This window comes from Gilliamella apicola (assembly GCF_000599985.1).
Lineage (GTDB): Bacteria > Pseudomonadota > Gammaproteobacteria > Enterobacterales > Orbaceae > Gilliamella > Gilliamella apicola.
Genome location: NZ_CP007445.1, coordinates 1,849,091 through 1,875,704, shown reverse-complemented (window position 1 = coordinate 1,875,704; position 26,614 = coordinate 1,849,091). Strand labels below are relative to the sequence as shown.

Annotated in this window: 7 protein-coding genes; all 7 read left to right on the top strand. The window is 33.7% G+C overall.

What is annotated here, in order from left to right; translation table 11 throughout:
- The first annotated feature begins 312 nt into the window (after positions 1-312).
- The 7 genes from GAPWK_RS08515 to GAPWK_RS08485 all read left to right on the top strand — a co-directional run bounded on the left by GAPWK_RS08515 (position 313) and on the right by GAPWK_RS08485 (position 26,612).
- Positions 313-4,056: a DUF4132 domain-containing protein gene (locus tag GAPWK_RS08515; RefSeq protein ID WP_051516263.1), complete on the top strand. Its 3,744-nt coding sequence runs from the start codon at positions 313-315 to the stop codon at positions 4,054-4,056.
- A gap of 357 nt (positions 4,057-4,413) precedes the next feature.
- A complete protein-coding gene (locus GAPWK_RS08510; protein ID WP_038517407.1) occupies positions 4,414-8,118 on the top strand; it encodes a DUF4132 domain-containing protein in 3,705 nt (1,234 codons plus the stop codon).
- An 805-nt stretch (positions 8,119-8,923) separates the two neighbouring features.
- Positions 8,924-12,655, top strand: a complete 3,732-nt coding sequence (locus GAPWK_RS08505; protein ID WP_051516262.1) for a DUF4132 domain-containing protein — start codon at positions 8,924-8,926, stop codon at positions 12,653-12,655.
- Positions 12,656-13,070: 415 nt separating this feature from the next.
- Positions 13,071-16,805 (top strand): DUF4132 domain-containing protein, encoded by a 3,735-nt coding sequence (locus GAPWK_RS08500; protein ID WP_025315811.1) that lies wholly within the window; start codon positions 13,071-13,073, stop codon positions 16,803-16,805.
- Positions 16,806-17,249: 444 nt separating this feature from the next.
- Positions 17,250-20,966 carry a DUF4132 domain-containing protein gene (locus GAPWK_RS08495; RefSeq protein ID WP_025315810.1) on the top strand — a complete coding sequence of 1,239 codons (3,717 nt, stop codon included), beginning with the start codon at positions 17,250-17,252 and terminating at the stop codon, positions 20,964-20,966.
- A gap of 438 nt (positions 20,967-21,404) precedes the next feature.
- The gene (locus GAPWK_RS08490; RefSeq protein ID WP_025315809.1) at positions 21,405-25,178 is read left to right on the top strand and encodes a DUF4132 domain-containing protein; all 3,774 of its coding nucleotides are present in this window, start codon (positions 21,405-21,407) and stop codon (positions 25,176-25,178) included.
- Between the two features lie 336 nt (positions 25,179-25,514).
- Positions 25,515-26,612: an ATP-binding protein gene (locus GAPWK_RS08485; RefSeq protein ID WP_038517404.1), complete on the top strand. Its 1,098-nt coding sequence runs from the start codon at positions 25,515-25,517 to the stop codon at positions 26,610-26,612.
- Positions 26,613-26,614: the final 2 nt, after the last annotated feature.

Below are 26,614 nucleotides of genomic sequence, written 5' to 3'. Positions count from 1 at the left end.
AGTTAGTTTGGGAACATTAGGCATTAGTGGTAATTTTTTTGTGACGATCTGTCAGTTGACCTTACAATTTATCACTATTAAAAAACAAGGTTTAAAGTAAGTGGAGTTTAACGTAGTTTTGAAAGATAATACGAATGATATTAAAGGATCTAATTTTATAGGGATAATATAGTACCTAATCATTCCACAAAATTCGATATATGGCATAGTTATTATCAAGTATAAAAAACTTTTTGAAAATAACAAATCGCTATGATACCGATTTACAAATGGACACCCAAGATTTGAACCTTAATGGGAGAACAAAGGAATATGAAAAAAGCAGAACAATTATCAACAAGTCCACATGCATCTAATCAATTAATCAACACTATCTTTAAACCATTAAGTCAACTGGATAAAACTTTGCCAACACGAATCATAGAATATATCTTGCATGGTGATGAACTTGATGTGTTAGTCGATTTTGATAAATTATGTCAAATATCTAACAATGCAGTTAAACTTTATGAATTATTAGAAAGACCAGCTGAGTTTCATTGTTCACGTTATAATTATTCCAGTATTAATTACGGAATTCATTGGTTGTTAAAAGCACGCAATAATTTTTATAAGTCTTGGACAGATACTTATACACCAGAACAAATCATTCGATATGCCCGAGTTTTAGCTACTTTATTTGACCATTTACATTTTATTAAACATGTAAGCGAGCAAATTCCATCATGGTTTATCTATCTGTTATATGATGGACTGATTACCACGTTACCATCTTATAGCGAAAACAAAGATAAAATTGAGGAACGTGAAAATTGGTCAATCCACCAATTACATCAATTTCTTGAAATTGAACAAGCAGGATTAGGCGAAAAGTTGTTGTTTGTGATTTTTGACCGTCAAAATATAGCTGTCGATAGTTGTCAATTCTTTCAATATTTCACTCGATTGAATGGATTATTGAGTTATATTCAAGATCGGATTGAATTATTTAAGCAACTTCCCTCACTCGGTTTAGCACTTTTTGGACAGGTAGAACAACTTAAATACATCAAAAGATATCCAGAGCTTCAGTTACAACTGGTTGATTTTATTGCCATGCAGGCATTAAATACATCTAAACAGGTAAGCCAATTAGCTACAGAAATACTATTTAACTTACCGCATGAGCTGATTCAACCGCAATTACAACACTTTTTAACTTCAGGCACAGCTAAGGAGCGTGCTAATGCAACAATATTGCTTTCTCGAATCATTTCTGAACCGACAATTTTACAACAGGCTTTAGCTAACGAAACTAATAAAACAGTTATTGCAGCCCTTGAAAGTGTTTTATCGAGATTGGAATCTGTCAATGCAGCCAAACAACAAGCTGATTTAGTTATTCCTGAATTTGAACCAATTATTGACACTCCATTGCCACCAAGTGCACGTGATGTTTTACAGCAAAATTTTGACGAGTACCTTATCGAATGTAAAAAATGGATGCAATATGAGCTAGAGGAAAAACAAAAAAACAAAGGATCATCTACAGATCATCAAAACCGTTATATAAAGTTAAAAACAGTAACATCAAAGTCTCTGGATAATATCTTTGAATATTTGAATGGTAAAATCGATCGCTCAGCATTATTCAAAGAACTTAATAAGAAAATTGATTTTGGATTTTTACTTACTAAAAATCGATTATTAACTTTACCTGAATTTTCTTTGTTTCACTTATTTAGAATGAACGAGTTACTTAGTAGTCCAAAGAGTAATTATTCTTTTGAAAAGCTATACGATCAGTATGACATTGTTAAAAACCTCGATCTTAGACAAATTGCTGATGTCATGGTAAAACTCAATTTCTATCCTCATGTTGAATATGAAATTGCTAGATCGTTTTTACATAATGATGTTTATCATAATATTTATGAAAATGAACCCTATAAATTATGGGCATTTTTTGCTGAAAATGATTTTTTAATTGATCAAGCATTAGGTTTTGCTCCTTTACAAATCGCTTTGTTTTCTTATTACAATATCGATAAAATTTGTGCCATAAAAATATTACAGCTCTTTCCAACGATTCCAGCTAAATATGTTGCTTATCTAATTGAATTAGCTTTAGGTGAAAATAAGCCAGTACGTTGTGCTGCGCAACATGTCTTAAAACGGCTCCCCAACATACATAATCAAGTTGAACAAGCTTTATCGTCCTCTAAACAAGAGGTACGTATTGCTGCCGCAGAATGTTTGGCGGAACTAGGGTACAAAAATTCGATTAAATTCTTAAATGAAGCTTTGAAGAAAGAGAAGCGCGAAACAGTACAAGCAGCAATACTAGTGGCGCTGGAAAAAATGGGTGAAGACATTAGTCAGCACTTAACTGCGAAAAAATTATTGGCTGATGCCCAAAAAGGTTTAAAAGGTAAAATGCCAACCGACCTTAATTGGTTTGATTTTAACTTAATACCAACGTTAACTTGGCAAAATGGTGATAAAGTAGATTCACAAATTATTGAATGGTGGATCTGTTTAGCGGTCAAATTAAAAGATCCAGTTAATCCGCTGTTAACGGTTTATAATCGATTATTAAGTATCCAAAGTCAGCAACAATTAGGCGAATTTATTTTACAAAGTTTCATTAATCAAGATACCCGAACACCAACTTTAGAAGAGGCGGAAGCCAAAGCCAGCTCAGAAGCCGATGCACAATTGCAAGGTTATATTGAATGTTATCAGCGTTATCCGGATCTTTATCCCCATTATAATCATATCACTTATGAACAAGTATTTGATAAAATTAAACAAAATACATTATCAACCTATCTTGGCTCAGCCATTAAAGCCAAAGGAATATTAGCGTTAACCTGTGGTATTGAAGGTCGGGTTGCTGTGTCACTTTTAAGTAGTTTTATGAAAAATCATTACCAACGTCGAGCACAAATTGAAGCGATGCTTGAACCACTGGTAAACAGTGATGATCCTATGGTCATACAACTATTATTATCATTAGCGCGTCGCTATCGCACGGCATCCATTCAAGAAAAGGCCAGATATTTGGTAGAAAGTATTGCTGAGCGCTCAGGCTGGACTACTGATGAACTGACCGATCGCACCATATCAACCGCAGGGTTAGATGATAATGGTCTGTTAATTCTTGATTATGGTGAGCGTACTTTTACTGCTAGTTTGGATGAGCAATTTAAATGGCAATTAAAGAATGTTGATGGAGAAAAGCTCAAAGCATTACCTGAAGCACGTAAAAGTGAAAATCCTGAACTCGTCAAAGAGGCAAAAAAACAGTTTAGTAACAGTAAAAAAGAGCTTAGCCAATTGCTCACTATGCAAATTAGCCGTTTTTACGAAGCCATGTGTGCCGAGCGTCAATGGCGAGTAGAAGATTGGCAAAAATATCTGCAACCACACCCAATTGTGGGGCGATTGATTCAACGTTTAGTGTGGTTGGAATTAGACAATAATGGTCAGATCGTCAATAGTTTTAGACCAACTGAGGATGGCAGTTTAATAACGAATCAAGATGAAGAAATTTTACTTAATCAAAATCACTTTATTACCGTAGCCCATTCAGCGTTACTATTAAGTGATGATACAGCAAAATGGCAAGCGCATCTTAAAGATTACAAAGTAAATCCATTGTTTGAGCAGTTTAGTGATCCACTACCGGATATGAATAAGTTTAAAAATGTCGTTATTGATGACCGTTTAGGCTGGTTGACCGACAGTTTTACTCTACGTAGTGTTTTAACAAAATTAGGTTATGGGCGTGACGATATTGAAGATGGCGGATGTTTTTATGGTTACCATAAATGTTTTAGCAGTTTAAATATTTATATCAATATTGAATTTAGTGGCAGCATGCTACCTGAAGAAAATATTCCAGCAGTACTCTATAACCTTTATTTCAGTAATAAAAAGGGTTTCAAAGATAAAGCAATTGCACTTGATAAACTACCCAAAGTGTTATTAGCAGAGGGTTATGCTAACTATATAGCAGTTGCAAACGCCTGTAATGGTTTTGATCCTAATTGGAAAGATAAATTAATATGGTAAAACATAGCTAAACCTGATAGATCCGATTATTCTTGATTGCTTTGCAGGTTTAAATAAATTAGAACAATCAATGCCTAAACGGATTTGTCATTATATTTTATATGGTAAATTCCTATTGGAAAAACAGGGTTTAATGCTAGTGGGCAATCAAGTATCGCGTTTTTTTAAAAGACAAGACAGATGATATTAAAAGAATCTAATTTTATACGGATAATATAGCACATGGGCGTATACAAAAATCAGATATATGGTGTAGTGATTACCAAGTATAAAAAATTTTGGGGAAATAACAAATCGCTATAACAATTAATTACAAATGGGTACCCAAGATTTTAACCTTAATGGAGAATAAGGAATATGAACAAAATAGAACAATTATCACCTGAACAATTAATCAATACTATTTTTGAACCATTAAGCGAACAAGATAAAAGCTTACCATCTCGTATTACCCAATATATTTTACAGGGTGATGAGCTAGATGTTTTGGTCGAATTTGATAAATTATGTCAAATTTCTGATATTGCTTATAAACTCCATGAATGTATGTGTAGGCCATGCCGACTTTATAGTTTACTTACTTCAGTTAAAATAGAAATAACGGAACAAGCCCGTATTGAATTTTATCGACGCTGGACAGGAACTTTTTCGTCAGAACAAATAATTAGATTCGCTCGAATTTTTGCTACCTTATGTGACCGTTTATCTGTCGTTGAAGTTTCTAGCGAGAAATTACCAACATGGTTCATTTATTTATTATATGATGGTTTGATTACAACACTACCATGTTATTGTGAAAATGAAGACAAAATTGAGGGACGTGAAAATTGGTCAATTCAGCAATTACATCAATTAATTGAAATTGAACAAAAAGGTTTAGGTGAAAACTTACTCTTTGCAATTTTTGATCGACAAAATATTAGTGTTTATTCTCATAGTCACTTTCAATATTTTATTATGGTAAATGGCTTATTGCCTTATATTCAGGAGCATATAACACTATTTAAGCAACTACCGACTCAAGGGTTAGCTAAATTAGGACAAGTGGATCAATTAAATTTTATCCAAAAGCATATGGAACTTCAGTTGCAATTGGTTGATTTTATTGCCATGCAAGCGTTAAATACTTCCAAACAGGTGAGCCAATTAGCTACAGAAATACTATTAAACTTACCACTTGAGCTGGTTCAACCTCAATTACAAGACCTTTTAACTTCAGGCTCGGTTAAAGAGCGCAGTAATGCTGCTGTATTACTAGCTAGAATTATTACTGATCCTGTAATTTTACAACAGGCTTTAGCTAGCGAAACCAATAAAACAGTTATTGCTGCGATAGAAAGTGCCTTATCGAGATTAGAAACAGCCAATGTAGTCAAACAGCAAGCTGAGCTAGTTATTCCTGATTTTGAACCACTCTGTGACACGCCATTACCAATAACTGCTCGAGATGTTTTGCAGCAAAATTTTCAAGAATTTTTGATTGAATGTGAAAAAAAAGCGCAAGAAGAGATAGAAGCTAATAAAAAAGATGGCCATCAAAGGGTTTACTTACAAGAAAGCTATCGCATACAGAAAGAAACTACAACTGAGGACCTTGATAATATATTTGATTATTTTAATGGTAAAATTGATCGTTCAGCATTACTCAAAAAAATTGATAAGGAAATTAGTTTTCGCTTTGTACTTGTTAAAAATAGACTATTAAATTTACCTGAATTTTCTTTGTTTCACTTACTCCGCATGAACGAGTTACTTAGCAATATTAATTATTCTTTTGAAAATCTTAACTATTTTTATGAGATTATTAAAAAATTCGACCTTAGACAAATTGCCGATGTCATGGTCAAACTCAATTTCTATCCAGAGGTTGAATACGCTATTGCTCGGCCCTTTGTAACCAGTGATTACTACCATGACATTTATGAAAATGAACCCTATAAATTATGGGCTTTTTTTGCTGAAAATGACTTTTTAATTGATCAAACATTAGGTTTTGCTCCTCAACAAATCTCTAAATCTGCTTATTATCGTATCGATAAAGTTTGTGCTATAAAAATATTACAGCTCTTTCCAACTATACCAACTAAATATGTCGCTTATCTATTTGAATTAGCTTTAGGTGAAATTAAACGGGAACGTTATGCAGCGCAAGATGCCTTAAAACTGATCCCCAATATACATAATCAAGTTGAACAAGCCTTGTCCTCATCAAAACAAGAGGTACGTATTGTCGCAGCTAATTGGTTGGCTGAGTTAGGACAAAAAAGCTCAATTAAAGCACTAAAGGCTGCGCTAAAAAAAGAGAAACGCGAAATAGTACAAGCAGCGATATTGGTGGCGCTTGAAAAAATTGGTGAAGACATCAGTCAATATTTAACGGTGCAACAATTATTGGCTGCAGCTCAAAAAGGCTTGAAGGGCAAAAAACCAGCTGATTTTGATTGGTTTGATTTTAACTTAATACCAACGTTAACTTGGCAAAATGGAAAACAAGTTGATCCACAAATTATTGAATGGTGGATCTGCTTAGCGGTCAAATTAAGGGATCCAGCTAATCCGCTGTTAACTATTTATAATCGATTATTAAGCGCTCAAAGTCAGCAACAATTGGGCGAATTTATTTTACAAAGTTTCATTAATCAAGATATCCGAATACCGACACTAGAAGAGGCGGAAGCGAAAGCCAATTCAGAAGCTGATATGCGATTGCAAAAATATATAAGATATTACCAAAGCGCACCAGAATATTATCCTGAATACGAAAATATTACTTATGAACAAGTTTTTGACGAAATCAAAAAAGAGACATTAGCAACCTATCTTGGCTCAGCCATTAAAGCCAAAGGAATGTTAGCCTTAACTTGTGGTACTGAAGGGCGGGTTGCTGTACCTCTTTTACGTTCGTTTATGAAAAATCATTATCAACGTCGAGCACAAATTGAAGCGATGCTTGAACCATTGGCAAACAGTGATGATCCTATGATCATTCAACTATTATTATCATTAGCTCGTCGCTATCGCACTGAATCCATTCAAGAAAAGGCCAGATATTTGGTAGAACGTATTGCCGAGCGCTCAGGCTGGACAACTGATGAACTGGCTGATCGCACTGTATCAACTGCAGGGTTAGATGATAATGGTTTATTAATTCTTGATTATGGTGAGCGTACCTTTACTGCTAGTTTGGATGAGCAATTTAAATGGCAATTAAAGAATGCTGATGGAGAAAACATCAAAGCATTACCTGAAGCACGTAAAAGTGAAAATCCTGAACTCGTTAAAGAGGCAAAAAAACAGTTTAGTAACAGTAAAAAAGAGCTTAGCCAATTGCTCACTATGCAAATTAGCCGTTTTTACGAAGCCATGTGTGCCGAGCGTCAATGGCGAGTAGAAGATTGGCAAAAATATCTGCAACCACACCCAATTGTGGGACGATTGATTCAACGTTTAGTATGGTTGGAATTAGACAATAATGGTCAGATTGTCAATAGCTTTAGAACAACTGAGGATGGCAGTTTAATAACGAATCAAGATGACGAAATTTTACTTGATCAAAATCACTTTATTACCGTAGCCCATTCAGCGTTACTATCAAGTGATGATATAGCACAATGGCAAGCGCATCTTAAAGATTACAAAGTAAAACCATTGTTTGAGCAGTTTAGTGCTCTATTACCAGACATGAGCAAATTTAAAGATGAGGTTATTGATGACCGTTTAGGCTGGTTGACCGACAGTTTTACACTACGTAGTGTTTTAAAGAAATTGGGTTACGAGCGTGATGATATTGAAGATGGCGGGTGTTTTTATGGCTACCATAAATATTTTGACAGTCTAGATCTTTATATCAATATTGAATTCAGTGGCAGCATGGTACCTGAGGAAAATATTCCAGTAGTACTCTATAACCTTTATTTCAGTAGTAAAAAGGGTTTCAAAGATAGAGCAATCGCGCTTGATAAACTACCCAAAGTGTTATTAGCCGAAGGTTATGCTAATTATATGGCTGTTGCAAATGTCTGTAGCGGTTTTGATCCTAATTGGAAAGATATATTAATATAGTGAAACATGGTCAAACCTGATATATCATGTTATTTTTTATTATGTTACGGGTTTAAATAAATTAGAACAGACAATGCTTTAGTGGATTTGTTACTATATTTTATATGGCAAAGATGTCATGGTTCTTGATGATCTAAATGTACTATAAAAAAATAAATGTAATAAATGGAATTATATTGTGCTTGATATACTTGGTATGCTTGTTTTTTTGAACAAAGCAATCAATCACAGCAAAAATCAATGTTAACAATATTCTACCTGTGTTATTGGCTGAAAGTTTTATTGATTATACGGTGGTTGCCAGTGTATCAAGCAAATTTGATTCAGATTGAAAGGATAAAAAAGATAGTAAGTCAGAAACAAGTAATACGATTAACTGCATAAGAGTGTTATAGCCAAGAATTGGCAAAATTAAGCAAAGTCGATAATGACAATAATAATCCTTAAAATTGTTTTTTCATCAAAATCAGTTTCTCAATTTAGTTAGGTTGGGAACATTAGGCATTAGTCATAACTTTTTTGATGATGATCTGTTAGTTGACCGTGCAATTTATTACTATTAGAAAAACAGTGTTGTTTAATGTTAATGGGACAACCCAGTATCACATTATTTTGAAAGACAAGTCGGATAATATTAAAAAATCTAATTTTATACAGATAATATACTACATGGGCGTATCCAAAAATCCGATATATGGTGTAGTGATTATCAAGTATAAAAAACTTTTTGAAAATAATAAATATCTATAAAAATCAATTGCAAATGGATAATAAAAATTTAAACTTTAATGGAGAATAAAGGAATATGAACGAAACAGAACAATTATCATCTGCACAATTAATCAATACCATTTTTGAACCATTAATCGAACAAGATAAAAGCTTGCCATCTCGCATTACCCAATATATTTTACAGGGTGATGAACTAAATGTTCTGATCGATTTTGATAAATTATGTCAAATACCAGGTAATGCTAATCAAATTTATGAATTATTACGAGGTCCAGCTGGTTTTTCTTCTTTCAACATTCATCCGTCGTTACAAGCCCGTATTGATTTTTATAAGATTTGGACTGATGCTTATACACCAGAACAAATAATTCGATTTGCTCGAGTTGTAGCCACTTTATTTGAACATCTACATTTCATTGAATGTATAACCGAGAAACTGCCAAAATGGTTTATCTATTTGTTATATGATGGATTACTTACTACATTACCACGTTGTGAACTTACTACATTCCCATATTATGGTAAAACCAAAACCTTTGACAAAATTAATGAGCGTGAAAGTTGGTCAATGCAACAATTACATCAATTTCTTGAAATTGAACAAGAAGGATTAGGCGAAAACTTGTTGTTTGCGATTTTTGACCGTCAAAATATTTTTGAAAGTTCTTTGCGTGATTTTAAATATTTTACTCGGTTAAATGGGTTATTGATTTATATTCAAGAACACATTGAACTATTTAAGAAACTTCCCTCGCTCGGTTTAGCGCTTTTGGGACAGCTAGAACAACTTAAATACATTCAAAGATATCCAGAACTCCAGTTGCAATTGGTTGATTTTCTTGCCATGCAGGCGTTAAATACTTCCAAACAGGTGAGCCAATTAGCTACAGAAATACTACTAAATTTACCACTAGAGTTGATTCAACCACAATTACAACACTTTTTAACTTCAGGTTCGGTTAAAGAGCGCAGTAGTGCTGCTGTATTGCTAGCTAGAATTATTGCCGATCCTGTAATTTTACAGCAAGCATTAGCGAGCGAAACTAATAAAACGGTTATTACTACCATAGAAAACGCCTTATCAAGATTAGAAACTGCCAATATAGCCAAACAGCAACCTGAGCTAGTTATTCCCGATTTTGAACCAATCAGTGATACGCCATTACCAATAACAGCTCGAGATATTTTGCAGCAAAATTTTCAAGAATTTTTGATTGAATGTGAAAAAGAAGCGCAAGAAGAGATAGAAGCTAATAAAAAAGATGGTATTCAAAGGGAATACTCACAAGAAATATATCGCAAACAGAAAAAAACTACAACTGAGGATCTTGATAATATATTTGATTATTTGAATGGTAAAATTGATCGTTCAGCAATTGATAAGAAAATTAGTTTTCGCTTTTTATTTATTAAACAGCGACTATTAAATTTACCTGAATTTACTATGTTTCATTTAGTCCGAATGTACAAGCTACATATGGGTAAAAGTAGTAATTTATGGTTTAATTTATTATTATTGGATGATTATGAAATTATTAAAAAATACGACCTTAGACAAATTGCCGATGTCATGGTCAAACTCAATTTCTGTCCTCATGTTGAATATGAAATTGCGCTATCGTTTTTAAATCGCGATTATTATCATAATATTTATGAAAATGAACCCTATAAATTATGGGCTTTTTTTGCTGAAAATGACTTTTTAATTGATCAAACATTAGGTTTGGCTCCTTTACCAACCATTCAGTGTACTGGTTATATTGATATTGATTTTGATAAAATTTGTGCTATAAAAATATTACAACTGTTTCCAACGATTCCAGCTAAATATGTCGCTTACCTGTTAGAATCAGCTTTAGGCGAAAGTAAACAATTACGTTATGCCGCTCAAAATGCCTTAAGACAGATCCCCAATATACATAGTCAAATTGAACAAGCCTTATCTTCTACAAAACAAGAGCTACGTATTACCGCAGCTAATTGGTTGGCCGAGTTAGGACAAAAAAGCTCAATTAAAGCACTAAATGCTACGCTAAAAAAAGAGAAACGCGAAACAGTTCAAGCGGCAATATTGATTGCGCTGGAAAAATTTGGTGAAGACATTAGTCAGCACTTAACGCCGAAAAAGTTATTGGCTGATGCCCAAAAAGGCTTAAAAGGGAAAAAAATAACTGATTTTGATTGGTTTGATTTTAACTTAATACCATCTTTGAGCTGGCAAAATGGTAAAATAATTGAACCACAAATTATTGAGTGGTGGATCTGTTTAGCGGTCAAATTAAAAGATCCGGCTAATCCGCTGTTAACTATTTATAATCGATTATTAAGTGCTCAAAGTCAGCAACAATTAGGCGAATTTATTTTACAAAGTTTCATTAATCAAGATATCCGAATAACGACATTAGAAGAGGCGGAAGCCAAAGCCAGTTCAGAAGCTGATATGCGATTGCAAAAATATATAAGATATTACCAAAGCTCACCAGAATATTATTCTGAATATAAAAATATTACTTATGAACAGGTTTTTGAAGAAATCAAAAATGAAAAATTAGCAACCTATCTTGGCTCGGCCATTAAAGCCAAAGGGATATTAGCGTTAACCTGTGGTATTGAAGGCCGGGTTGCTGTATCTCTCTTACGTTCGTTTATGAAAAATCATTATCAACGTCGAGCTCAAATTGAAGCGATGCTTGAACCATTGGCAAACAGTGATGATCCTATGATCATTCAATTATTATTATCATTAGCTCGTCGCTATCGTACGGCATCCATTCAAGAAAAGGCCAGACACTTGGTGGAAAGCATTGCCCATCGCTCAGGCTGGACTATTGATGAACTAACTGATCGCACCATATCGACCGCAGGGTTAGATGATAATGGTTTGCTAATTCTTGACTACGGTGAGCGTACTTTTACTGCTAGTTTGGATGAGCAATTTAAATGGCAATTAAAGAATGCTGATGGAGAAAACATCAAAGCATTACCTGAAGCACGTAAAAGTGAAAATCCTGAACTCGTTAAAGAGGCAAAAAAACAGTTTAGTAACAGTAAAAAAGAGCTTAGCCAATTGCTCACTATGCAAATTAGCCGTTTTTACGAAGCCATGTGTGCCCAGCGTCAATGGCGAGTAGACGATTGGCAAAAATATCTGCAACCACATCCAATTGTGGGACGATTAATTCAACGTTTAGTTTGGTTACAATTAGACAATAATGGCCAGATTGTCAATAGCTTTAGACCAACTGAGGATGGCAGTTTAATAACGAATCGAGATGAAGAAATCTTACTTGATCAAAATCACTTTATTACCGTTGCCCATTCAGTGTTACTAGCGAGTGATGATATAGCACAATGGCAAACGCATCTTAAAGATTACAGAGTAAATCCATTGTTTGAGCAGTTTAGTGATCCATTACCGGATATGAGCAAATTTGAAGCTGGCGTTATTGATGATCGTTTAGGCTGGTTGACCGATAGTTTTACTCTACGTAGTGTTTTAACAAAATTAGGTTATGGGCGCGATGATATTGAATTTCACGGAAGTTTTTATGGTTATCATAAATACTTTAGTAGCCTAAATATTTATATCAATATTGAATTCAGTGGCAGCATGGTGCCCGAAGAAAATATTCCGGTAGTACTCTATTATCTTTATTTTAGTAATAAAAAGGGTTTAAAAGATAGCGCAATTGCACTTGATAAACTACCAAAAGTGTTATTAGCCGAAGGTTATGCTAATTATATGGCAGTTGCAAATGCCGGTAGTGGTTTTGATCCTAATTGGGAAGATAAATCAATATGGTAAAACGTGAATAAAACTTGATGAAACACATCATTCTCAATTGCTTTATGAATTATATGGTTGTCGAGATTGATGTATGAATGGATTGCAGTTAAAGGTAGTAATACTTAATTATCATATTCGATATTAAACATTTTAAGTTTTAAGTAGATAACAGAAATGAAGCGAATACAAATAGTATGTAATTTATTACAATAAAGTGAAAAATAAATTTATTAAATAAAATAAAGATAATAAGAAATATTAGGTCCTAACTCATAACCATTTTGATAATGTCCAATAAACTTATTAAGCATTATAAATTAATTTGTATTGATTTAAATAGTTTGATATTTATTTAAATCGTGAAGATGGATTGGGATGAGTAGTAATTAAAAGTTATAAATATGTTGCAATTACAAATGGATACCAAAGGAATATGAAAAAAATAAAACAATTATTAAATAAAACACTCTTATCCAAACAATTAATCACCACTATCTTTAATCCATTAAGTGAACTTGACAAATCTTTGCCAAAGCGGATCATACAATATATCTTGTATGGTGATGAACATGATGTGTTACTTGATTGTGGTAAATTATGTCACATACTAAGTAATCATAATAGCGTTTATGAATCATTACGAACCCCCTCTGCTTTTTATCATACACATGAATTCTTCTTCGAACATTATCCGTTAGAAAAAGCCCATATTGATTTTTATAAGCTTTGGACGGATGCTTATACACCAGAACAAATAATTCGATTTGCACGAGTTACAACCGCCTTATTTGATTATTTGCATTCTAATGAACTAATAACTGAACAAATTCCATCATGGTTTATCTATTTGTTATATGATGGATTGATTACTACGTTACCAACTTATTGTGAAGAAGATAACAAAAACGGAATTATTGGTCGTGAAAATTGGTCAATACAACAATTACATCAATTTCTTGAAATTGAACAAGCGGGATTAGGTGAAAAGTTGCTGTTCGCGATTTTTGACCGTCAAAATATTCGTGTCGATTATTGTTATAAGTTCCAATATTTTACTCAATTAAATGGATTATTGAGTTATATTCAAGATCGCATTGAATTATTTAAGCAACTTCCCTCACTGGGCTTGGCGCCTTTGGGACAGGCAGAACAACTTAAATACATTCAACGTTATCCAGAACTTCAGTTGCAAATGGTTGATTTTATTACAATCCAGGCGTTAAGTACTTCAAAACTGGTAAATCAGTTCGCTACTGAAATACTACTAAATTTACCACTAGAGCTGGTTCAGCCCCAATTACAACACTTTTTAGATTCTGGCTCTGTTAAAGAGCGCGCTAATGCAACAATATTGCTCTCTCGAATCATTTCTGAACCAACAATTTTACAACAGGCTTTAGCTAATGAGACTAATAAAACAGTTATTGCTACCATTGAAAGTGCTTTAACTCGATTAGAAAGTGCCAATGTAGCCAAACAGCAAGCTCATTTAGTTATTCCTGATTTTGAACCGCTTATTGACACTCCATTGCCCATAACTGCTCGAGATGTTATACAGCAAAATTTTGACGAGTTTATTATTCTACATAAAGCATTGATGGAAAATGAGCTAGAGAAAAACAGAGAAAATAATACATCATGGGATTATCAAAAAAAACGTTATAAATTGTTGCAAACGGTGACATCAAAGTCTCTGGATAATATCTTTGACTATTTGAATGGTAAAATCGATCGCTCAGCATTATTTAAAGAACTTAACGAGGAAATTGATTTTGAATTCTTATTTACTAAAAATCGATTAGCAAATTTACCTGAATTTTCTTTATTTCATTTATTTCGAATGAGACGATTAATCAATCGTCAAGATAATATTTTTTATTTTAATAGAATATACGACAACTATGATTTTGTTAAAAACTTCGATCTTAGACAAATTGCAGATGTAATGGTAAAAATCAATTATACTGAAAATATTGAATATACAATTGCTCTGCCGTTTGTAACCAGTGATTACTATCATGACATTTATGAAAATGAACCTTATAAATTATGGACTTTTTTTGCTGAAAATGACTCTTTAATTGATCAAGTATTAGGTTTTGCTCCTATACAAAACACTGAGTTTTATAATCGTGTTGATAAAGTTTGTGCCATAAAAATATTACAACTCTTTCCAACGATTCCGGCTAAATATGTCGCTTACCTGTTTGAATTAGCTTTAGGCGAAAGTAAGCAATTACGTTATGCCGCTCAAAATGCTTTAAGACAGATCCCCAATATACATAGTCAAATTGAACAAGCCTTATCTTCTACAAAACAAGAGCTACGTATTACCGCAGCTAATTGGTTGGCTGAGTTAGGACAAAAAAGCTCAATTAAAGCACTAAATGCTACGCTAAAAAAAGAGAAACGCGAAACAGTACAAGCAGCGATATTAGCTGCGCTCGAAAAAATAGGTGAAGATATCAGTCAGCACTTAACTCCGAAAAAGTTATTGGCTGATGCCCAAAAAGGTTTAAAAGGTAAAATACCAACCGAACTTAATTGGTTTGATTTTAACTTAATACCCACTTTGACTTGGCAAAATGGTAAAGCTGTTGATCCACAAATTATTCAGTGGTGGATTTGCTTAGCGGTCAAATTAAAAGATCCTAGTCATCCACTGTTAATCATTTATACTCGATTGTTAAGCCCCCAAAGTCAGCGACAATTAGGCGAATTTATTTTACAAAGTTTCATCAATCAAGATATCAGAATACCGACACTGGAAGAGGCAGAATCCAAAGCTAGTTCAGAGGCTGATAAACGGTTGCAACAATATATTGGATATTATCAAAGCGATCCGGAATTTTATTCTAACTATAAAAATATTACTTATGAGCAGGTTTTTGAAGAAATCAAAAATGAAACTTTAGCAACCTATCTTGGCTCAGCCATTAAAGCCAAAGGAATGTTAGCTTTAACTAGTGGTATTGAAGGCCGGGTTGATGTATCTCTCTTACGTTCGTTTATGAAAAATCATTATCAACGTCGCGCACAAATTGAAGCGATGCTTGAACCATTGGCAAACAGTGATGATCCTATGGTCATTCAACTATTATTATCATTAGCGCGTCGCTATCGTACGGCATCCATTCAAGAAAAGACCAGATATTTGGTCGAAAGCATTGCTAAGCGTTCTGGCTGGACTATTGATGAGCTAGCTGATCGCACCATATCGACCGCAGGGTTAGATGATAATGGCTTGTTAATTCTTGATTATGGTGAGCGTAGTTTTATTGCCAGTTTGGATGATAAATTTAAATGGCAATTAAAAAATGCTGATGGAGAAAAGATCAAAGCATTACCAGAAGCACGTAAAAGCGAAAATGCTGAACTCGTCAAAGAAGCAAAAAAACAGTTCAGCAACAGTAAAAAAGAACTTAATCAATTACTCACTATGCAAATAAGCCGTTTTTACGAAGCCATGTGTGCCGAGCGTCAATGGCGAGTGGAAGATTGGCAAAAATATCTGCAACCACACCCAATTGTAGGACGATTGATTCAACGTTTAGTGTGGTTGGAATTAGACAATAATGGTGAGATCGTCAATAGTTTTAGACCAACTGAGGATAGCAGTTTAATAACGAATCAAGATGAAGAAATTTTACTTGATGAAAATAACTATATTACACTTGCTCATTCAGCGTTACTATCAAGTGATGATATAGCTCAATGGCAAGCACATCTTAAAGATTACAAAGTAAATCCATTGTTTGAGCAGTTTGATGCTCTATTACCCGATATGAACAAATTTAAAGATGGCATTATTGATGACCGTTTAGGTTGGTTAACCGATAGTTTTACCCTACGTGGTATTTTAACGAAAATGGGTTACGAGCGTGACAATATTGAAGATGGCGGATGTTTTTTTGGTTACCATAAACACTTTGATAGTCTCAATATTTATATCAATATTGAATTCAGTGGCAGTATGGTACCTGAAGAAAATATTCCAGCTGTACTTTATAATCTTTATTTCAGCAATAAAAAAGGTTTCAAAGATAGAGCAATCGCGCTCGATAAACTACCAAAAGTATTATTAGCCGAAGGTTATGCTAATTATATGGCAGTTGCAAATGCTGGTAGTGGTTTTGATCCTAATTGGAAAGATAAATTAATATGGTAAAACATGACCAAAACTTGATAAAACAGGTCATTCTCGATTGCTTTATGGGCTTTGTGATTGTCGAGATTAATGTATCAATGGATTGCAGTTAAAAGTAGTAGTGCTTATTTATCATTTTCAATGTTAAACATTTTAAGTTTTAATTAGATAATAGAAGTGGGTCGAGTGCAAATAATATGTAATGCATTACAATAAAGTAAAAAATAAATTTAGTAAATAAAACTAAAAATAATAAGGAATATAAAATTCCAGCTTGTAGCCATTATTTGATAACGCCCAATAAACTTATTAAGCATTAAAAATTGATGTATATCGGTTTAGATAGTTTTATGTTTATTTAAATGGCAGAATTGGATTAGAATGAGCAGCGATTAAAATTTATAAATATGTTGCAATTACAAATGGATACCTAAGATTTAAACCTTAATGGGAGAACAAAGGAATATGAAAACAACTGAACAATTATCAATAAACTCAAATGGATCTAAACAGTTAATCAATACTATCTTTAAACCATTAAGTGAATTAGACAAATCTTTACCAGAACGGGTCACACAATATATCTTGCATGGTGATGAAATTGATGTGTTGGCCGATTTGGATAAACTATGTCAAAAGTCAGCTAATGTTGATAAAATTTATGAATTATTGCGAGGACCAGCTGACCTTTATAGTTTATATAATTATCACAATATTCATCCGTTGCAAAAAGCACGCATTAATTTTTATAAGCATTGGACGGATGCTTATACACCAGAACAAATCATTCGATTTGCCCGATTTTCTGCTATTTTATTTGATCATTTAAGTGATATTAAACGCATAAGCGAACAAATTCCTTCTTGGCTTATGTATTTGTTATATGATGGACTGATTACTACTTTACCCTCTTATAGCAAAAACAAAGATAAGATTGAGAGACGTGAAAATTGGTCAATCCAACAATTACATCAATTTCTTGAAATTGAACAAGCAGGATTAGGCGAAAAGTTACTGTTCGCAATTTTTGACCGTCAAAATATTTTTGAAAGTTATTTGCATCATTTTCAATATTTTACTCGGTTAAATGGGTTATTGACTTATATTCAAGAACGCATTGAATTATTCAAGCAACTTCCTTCACTCGGTTTAGCGCCTTTAGGACAGATAGAACAACTTAATTACATTTACCGATATCCAGAATTTCAGTTGCAACTGGTTGATTTCATTGCCATGCAGGCGTTAAATACTTGTAAACAGGTGAGTAAATTAGCCACAGAAATACTATTTAACTTACCAGTGGAGCTGGTTCAGCCCCAATTACAACACTTTTTAACTTCAAGCTCTGCTAAGGAGCGTGCTAATGCAACCATATTACTCTCCCGAATCATTTCTGAACCGACAATTTTACAGCAAGCTTTAGCTAATGAGACTAATAAAACAGTTATTGCTACCCTTGAAAGTGCTTTATCGAGAATAGAAACGGCCAATGCAGCCAAACAGCAAGCTGAGTTAGTTATTCCTAGTTTTGAACCACTTGTTGACACGCCATTGCCCATAACTGCTCGAGATGTTATACATCAAAATTTTGACGAGTTCCTTACTGAACGTAAAACATTGATGGAAGATGAGTTAGAGAAAAACCAAAGATATAAAAGACGACAAACCTATTATCAAGACCGTTATAAACCGTTACAAACGGTGACATCAAAGTCGTTGGATAATATCTTTGAATATTTGAATGGTAAAATCGAACGCTCAGTATTATTGCAAGAATTTGATAAGAATGTTGATTTTGACTTTTTAGTTACTAAAAATCGACTTGTAAATTTACCTGAATTTACTTTGTTTCACTTACTGCGAATCAATGAATTACTTAGAGGTTCCAATAGGAATTATTGTTTTGAATATATATACAATCGTTATGATATTGTAAAAAACTTCGATCTAAGACAGATAGCGGATGTCATAGTAAAACTCAATTTCTATCCAGAGGCTGAATATGCAATTGCTTTACAGTTTTTAACCAGTGATTATTATCATGATATTTATGAAAATGAACCCTATAAATTATGGGCTTTTTTTGCTGAAAATGATTTTTTAATTGATCAGGCATTAGGTTTCGCTCCTCCAAAAGTCCTTAATCGTTTAGATAAAGTTAGTGTCATAAAAATATTACAACTCTTTCCAACGATTCCAACGAAATATGTCGCTTATCTATTTGAATTAGCTTTAGGTGAAAGTAAGCCGGTACGTTATGCTGCGCAACATGTCTTAAAGCGGATCCCCAATATACATAATCAAGTTGAACAAGCTTTATCCTCTTCAAAATTCGAGGCGCGTATTGCCGCAGCTAATTGGTTGGCCGAGTTAGGACAAAAAAGCTCGATTAAAGCACTAAATGTTGCGCTAAAAAAAGAGAAACGCGAAACAGTCCAGGCAGCAATATTGATAGCGCTGGAAAAAATTGGTGAAGATATTAGTCAGCACTTAACCCCGAAAAAGTTATTAGATGATGCCCAAAAAGGTTTAAAAGGTAAAAAAGCGGCTGATTTTGATTGGTTTGATTTTAACTTAATACCAACGTTAACTTGGCAAAATGGTGATAAAGTTGATTCACAAATTATTGAGTGGTGGATCTGTTTAGCGGTCAAATTAAAAGATCCGGCTAATCCGCTGTTAACTATTTATAATCAATTACTAAGCATCGAAAGTCAGCGACAATTAGGCGAATTTATTTTACAAAGTTTCATTAAACAAGATACGCTAAATCCATCACTGGAAGAAGCAGAAGGCAAAGCTGGTTTAGAAGCTAATATGCGATTGCGGCAATATATTGCAGATTATAAACGTTATCCGGATCTTTATCCCCACTATAAAAATATTACTTATGAGCAGGTTTTTGAAGAAATCAAAAAAGAGACATTAGCAATCTATCTTGGCACAGCCATTAAAGCAAAAGGAATGTTAGCTTTAACTTGTGGTATTGAAGGCCAGGTTGCTGTGTCACTCTTAAGTAGTTTTATGAAAAATCATTACCAACGTCGAGCTCAAATTGAAGCAATGCTTGATCCACTGGCAAACAGTGATGATCCGATGATCATTCAACTATTACTATCATTAGCGCGTCGCTATCGTACGGCATCCATTCAAGAAAAAGCCAGACACTTGGTAGAACGTATTGCCGAGCGCTTAGGCTGGACTACTGATGAACTGGCCGATCGCACCATATCGACCGCAGGGTTAGATGATAATGGTCTGTTAATTCTTGATTACGGTGAGCGTACCTTTATTGCTAGTTTAGATGATAAATTTAAGTGGCAATTAAAAAATGCGGATGGAGAAAAGATCAAAGCATTACCAGAAGCACGTAAAAGCGAAAATGCTGAACTCGTCAAAGAAGCAAAAAAACAGTTCAGCAACAGTAAAAAAGAACTTAATCAATTACTCACTATGCAAATAAGCCGTTTTTATGAAGCCATGTGTGCCGAGCGTCAATGGCGAGTGGAAGATTGGCAAAAATATCTGCAACCACATCCAATTGTGGGACGATTGATTCAACGTTTAGTATGGTTGGAATTAGACAATAATGGTCAGATTGTCAATAGTTTTAGACCAACTGAGGATGGCAGTTTAATAACCAATCAAGATGACGAAATTTTACTTGATCAAAATCACTTTATTACCGTAGCCCATTCAGCGTTACTATCAAGTGATGATACGGCAAAATGGCAAGCGCATCTTAAAGATTACAAAGTAAATCCATTGTTTGAGCAGTTTGGTGCTCTATTATCCGATATGAGCAAATTTAAAGATGGTATTATTGATGATCGTTTAGGTTGGTTAACGGATAGTTTTACCTTACGTGATGTTTTAAAAAAATTGGGTTACGAGCGTGATAATTCTGAAGATGGCGGATATTTTTATAGTTACTATAAATACTTTAACAGTCTCAATATCTATATCAATATTGAATTCAGTGGCAGCATGCTACCTGAAGAAAAGATTCCAGCAGTACTCTATAACCTTTATTTCAGCAATAAAAAAGGCTTCAAAGATAGTGCAATCGCGCTTGATAAACTGCCAAAAGTGTTATTAGCCGAAGGTTATGCTAATTATAGGGCAGTTGCAAATGCTAGTAGTGGTTTTGATCCTAATTGGAAAGATAAATTAATATGGTAAAACATGGTCAAAATCTGATGAAACATATCATCTTTGATTTGGTTATGGGTTATATGATTGTCGAGATTAGTGTACAAAAGTATTGCTACTAAAAGTAGTAATACTTATTTACCATTTTCGACGTTAAACATTTTAGTTTTAAGTAGATAACAGAAATGGATCGCGTAAAAATATAATGCAAAACAATAAATTAAAAAATAAATTTATTGAATAAAACTAAAAATAATAAGGAATATAAAATTCCAGCTCGTAGCCATTATTTGATAACGTCCAATAAACTTATCAAACATTAAGAATTGATGTGTATTGATTTAGATAGTTTTATGTTTATTTAAATGGCGACATTAGATTGGAATGAATAGCGATTAAAAGTTATAAATATGCTGAAATTATAAATGGATACCTAAGATTTGAATCTTAATAAGAAAACAAAGGAATATGAAAACAACTGAACAATTATCAACAAGTCCACATAAATCTAGACACTTAATTAGCACAATCTTTGGCCGATTAAGTAACTTTGACGAATCTTTCCCAAAAAGGATCACACAATATATCTTGTATGGTGATGGACTCGATGTATTGACCGATTTTGATGAATTATGCCAAATACCCGATAATGCTAATAAAATTTATCAATTATTGAGAAGACCTTATGGTGGTTATTATACTTTATGGAATGATGAATGTGGATTAAAGACTCATGCGTCGACACATGGCCGTATTGATTTTTATAAGCTTTTGACGGATGTTTATACTCCAGAACAAATCATTCGATTTGACCAGTTTTTTGACATTTTATGTGAGCATTTAGGTTTTATTAAACATATAGATAAGCAAATCCACTCATGTTTTACCTATCTGTTATATGATGGACTGCTCATCACTATCTTTAACCCATTAAGTGAATTAGACAAGTCTTTACCAGAACGGATAACGCAATATATCTTGCATGGAGATGAACTTGATGTGTTAGACGATTTTGATAAATTATGCCAAATATCCGATAATGCTAATGACGTTTATGACTTATTGAGAAGACCTTCTGATTATTATAGTACATGGGATGAATTTGAACCAAAAACTCATCCATCGGTAAAAGCCCGTATTGATTTTTATCAGTCTTGGATGAGAGCTTATACACCAGAGCAAATCATTCGATTTGCCCGGATTTCAGCCATTTTATATGACCATTTAGGTTTTATTAAACATATAAGTAAACAAATCCCATCATGGTTTATCTATCTGTTATATGATGGACTGATTACTCAGTTACCACCTTATTGTGAAGAATATTGTAAAGACGAAATTTGTTACCGTGAAAATTGGTCAATCCACCAATTACATCAATTACTTGAAATTGAACAAGAAGGATTAGGCGATAAGTTGCTGTTCGCGATTTTTGATCGTAAATATATTACTTTTATTGCGGTTGAACGTTATCGATTCTTCGGATATTTTACGCAGTTGGATGGGTTATTGACTTATATTCAAGAACGCATTGAATTATTTAAACAACTCCCCTCACTGGGTTTAGCGCCTTTAGGGCAGATAGAACAACTTAGATACATTCAACGATATCCAAAGCTTCAGTTGCAATTGGTTGATTTTATTGCCATGCAGGCGTTAAATTCTTTCAAGCAGGTTAGCCAATTAGCCACAGAAATGCTATTTAATTTACCACATGAACTGATTCAACCCCAATTACAACACTTTTTAACTTCAGGAGTGGCTAAAGAGCGTGCTCATGCCGCAATATTGCTCTCTCGAATCATTCTTGAACCGATAATTTTACAACAGGCTTTAGCTAACGAAAGAGATGAAACAGTTATTGCTACTATTAAAATTGCTTTATTGAAATTAGAAACTAGCAATACAGTTAAACAGCAAGCTAATTTAATTATTCCCGATTTTGAACCACTTGTTGACACGCCATTGCCAATCACAGCTCGTAATATTTTACAGCAGAATTTTAACGAACATCTTATCGAATGTAAAAAATTGATGGAAAATGAGCTAGCGGAAAACAGAGAAAATAATACATCATGGGATTATGAAAAAAACCGTTATAAATTGTTGCAAACAGTGACATCAAAGTCTCTGGATATTATCTTTGATTATTTGAATGGTAAAATCGACTACTCAACATTATTCAAAAAACTTGATAAGAAAATTGATTTTAGTTTTTTAGCTACTAAAGATCGACTATCAACTTTACCTGAATTTTCTTTATACCACTTATTTCGAATGACACTCTTAATTGAAGATAGACATGATTATTTCTATTTTCAAAATGTATATACAAAATATGACATTGTTAAAAATTTCGATCTTAGACAAGTAGCTGATGTGTTGTTAAAAATTAATATTATTCCGGATGTTAAGTATGAAATCGCTTGGGTGTTTTTATCTAGTGATTATTTTCATAACATTTATGAGAATGAACCCTATAAATTATGGGCTTTTTTTGCTGAAAATGAATTTTTAATTGATGAAGCATTGGGTTTAGTTCCTCAACTAACATTAAAAGATCGTATTATTTATAAAGTTTGTCCCATAAAAATATTAAAGATGTTTCCAACGATTCCAGCGAAATATGTCGCTTACCTGTTTGAATTAGCTTTAAACGAAAGTAAATATACACAAGAGCAACCATATTTTATCTTAAGACTGATCCCCGATATAGATAATCAAGTACGATATGCAGCGCAAGATGCTTTAAAACCGATCCCCAATATACATATTCAAGTTGAACAAGCTTTATCTTCTCCGAAACAAAAGGTACGTGTTGCCGCAGCTAATTGGTTGGCTGAGTTAGGACAAAAAAGCTCAATTAATGCATTAAATGCTGCGCTAAAAAATGAGAAATGCAAAACAGTACAAGCGGCGATATTGGTAGCATTGGAAAAAATCGGTGAAGACATTAGTCAGCACTTAACCCCGAAAAAGTTATTGGCGGATGCCCAACAAGGCTTAAAAGGTAAAATACCCGCCGGACTTGATTGGTTTGATTTTAACTTAATACCAACATTAACTTGGCAAAATGGTGATAAAGTAGATTCACTAATTATTGAGTGGTGGATCTGTTTAGCGTTCAAATTAAAAGATCCAATTAATCCGCTGTTAACGATCTATAATCGCTTGTTAAGCACCCAAAGTCAGCAGCAATTAGGCGAATTTATTTTACAAAGTTTCATTAAGCAAGATACCCGAACGCCAACACTGGAAGAGGCGGAAGCCAAAGCCAGTTCAGAGGCTGATAAACGCTTGCAACAACGTATTTTAAGTTATCAGCGTTATCCAGAATTTTATTCTGACTATAAAGATATAACTTATGAGCAGGTTTTTGAAGAAATTAAAAATGAAACATTAACAACCTATCTTGGCTCAGCCATTAAAGCAAAAGGAATATTAGCGTTAACCTGTGGTATTGAAGAAAGTGTAGCGGTGTCACTCTTAATTAACCGTTTTTACCAAGCCATGTGTGCCGAGCGTCGATGGCGAGTGGAGGATTGGCGAGAATATTTACAACATCATCCACTGGTGAGTCGATTAATTCAAGATTTAGTTTGGTTACAATTAGATAAAAATGGTCAGATCATCAATAGTTTTAGGCCTAATAAAGAAGGCTACCTTAAGACGATTAAATATGGTGAAGCTTTACTCTATGAGAATCAATTTATTACTGTTGCCCATTCAGTGGTGTTACTATCAAGTGATGATAGTGATGATAGTGATGTTAGTGATTATATAGCAATATGGCAAGCGCATCTTAAAGATTACAAAGTAAACCCATTATTTGAGCAGTTTGATGCTCTATTGCCCAATATGAGTAAATTTAAAAATGGTATTATTGATGACCGTTTAGGTTGGTTAACCGATAGTTTTACCTTACGTGATGTTTTAAAGAAATTGGGTTACGAGCGTGATAATACTGAAGATGGCGGATATTTTTATGGTTACTATAAATACTTTGACACTCTCAATATCTATATCAATATTGAATTCAGTGGTAGCATGCTACCTGAAGAAAATATTCCAGTAGTACTCTATAACCTTTATTTCAGTAATAAAAAAGGTATCAAAGATAGTGCAATTGCGCTTGATAAACTACCCAAAGTGTTATTAGCTGAAGGTTATGCTAATTATATGGCAGTTGCAAATGCTGGTAGTGGTTTTGATCCTAATTGGAAAGATAAATTAATATGGTAAAACATGGTTTAAAATTGATAGAACAAATTGTTCTTGATTACTTTACGGTCTTACATGATTTAGAATAGTTAATACCTAAAACGGTTTGTCATTATATTTGATATTGCCTAAAGCTCATAGCTCTTGATGAGCTTAATATATTATCAAAAATAAATAAATATGATAAATGGGTTCGTAGTTTGCTTTATTTGTCAGGTTTTATTACTCAAAGTAATGACCACAGCAAAAATCGACACTAATGACATCCCGTCTATATTATAAGCAAAAGTTTTGCTGATTATATAGCGATTGCCAATGTATCAGGCAAATTTGATTCAGATTGAAAGGATAAAAAAGATGGTAAATCAGAAACAAGTAATACGATTAGCTGCGGAAGAGCGTTATAGCCAAGAACTGGCAACATTAAGCAAAGCCGATAATGATAATAATAAACCCCAAGGTTGGCTTTTATCACCAAAATCAGTTCGTCAATTCATTTTAGGTAACGATACATTAGGCATTACTCGTAAATTTTTTGGTGACGATCCGCTAGTTGATCGTGCAATTGTATCACTATTAGGAAAGCAAGGTTTAATGTTAGTAGGACAACCCGGTACAGCAAAATCCATGTTATCGGAATTGCTAGCAGCGGCGATAAGTGGTGATTCGAATTTGACTGTTCAAGGAACCGCAGGCACCAGCGAAGATCATATTCGTTATTCATGGAACTATGCTTTATTGCTTGCTGAGGGACCTACAGAACGGGCATTAATTGGTTCACCTATTTATCAAGGTATGTTGCAAGGGAAAATAGTCCGCTTTGAAGAGATAACCCGATGCCAACCTGAAATTCAAGATATGCTGGTATCGATAATGTCCGAAAAACAAATGATGATTCCCGAAATGGGTTCTAATAGTGTTATTAAAGCTAAACCTGGATTTAATATTATTGGTACAGCAAACTTACAAGATCGTGGTGTGCACGAAATGTCTGCTGCATTAAAGAGACGGTTTAATTTCGAAACAGTTAATCCTATTACGGATAAGAATTTTGAGATTGAATTAATACAACGACAGCTCAACCAAGAGTTAGGCGAATTAACTTCACAAATCATTATTCCTATTGATGTCATTGAACTGTTAGTGACCACCTTTCAAGAACTCAGACAAGGTCAAACCACAGAGGGCGCCAAATTAAAAACACCCGATGCAGTAATGTCCACCGCCGAAGCGGTGAATATTGCCTATGCATCTGCGTTAGATGCCCATTATCTTGGTAATGGTACATTAACTGGTGAACAAATTGCCAAACAGCTGATTGGCGTTGTTTTGAAAGACAATGCGGATGATATTAAAAGAATCCAGTTTTATATGGATAATGTGGTACGTGAGCGAGCTAAAAAGTCAGATATATGGCGTAGTTTTTATCAAGTATCAAAAACTTTTTGGAAATAATT

What these genes read in the sequence shown, in the direction of transcription:
- GAPWK_RS08485 (WP_038517404.1), top strand. Translation starts at nt 25,515, where the DNA reads ATGGTAAATCAGAAACAAGTAATACGATTAGCTGCGGAAGAGCGTTAT.
- GAPWK_RS08500 (WP_025315811.1), top strand. Translation starts at nt 13,071, where the DNA reads ATGAAAAAAATAAAACAATTATTAAATAAAACACTCTTATCCAAACAA.
- GAPWK_RS08495 (WP_025315810.1), top strand. Translation starts at nt 17,250, where the DNA reads ATGAAAACAACTGAACAATTATCAATAAACTCAAATGGATCTAAACAG.
- GAPWK_RS08515 (WP_051516263.1), top strand. Translation starts at nt 313, where the DNA reads ATGAAAAAAGCAGAACAATTATCAACAAGTCCACATGCATCTAATCAA.
- GAPWK_RS08505 (WP_051516262.1), top strand. Translation starts at nt 8,924, where the DNA reads ATGAACGAAACAGAACAATTATCATCTGCACAATTAATCAATACCATT.
- GAPWK_RS08510 (WP_038517407.1), top strand. Translation starts at nt 4,414, where the DNA reads ATGAACAAAATAGAACAATTATCACCTGAACAATTAATCAATACTATT.
- GAPWK_RS08490 (WP_025315809.1), top strand. Translation starts at nt 21,405, where the DNA reads ATGAAAACAACTGAACAATTATCAACAAGTCCACATAAATCTAGACAC.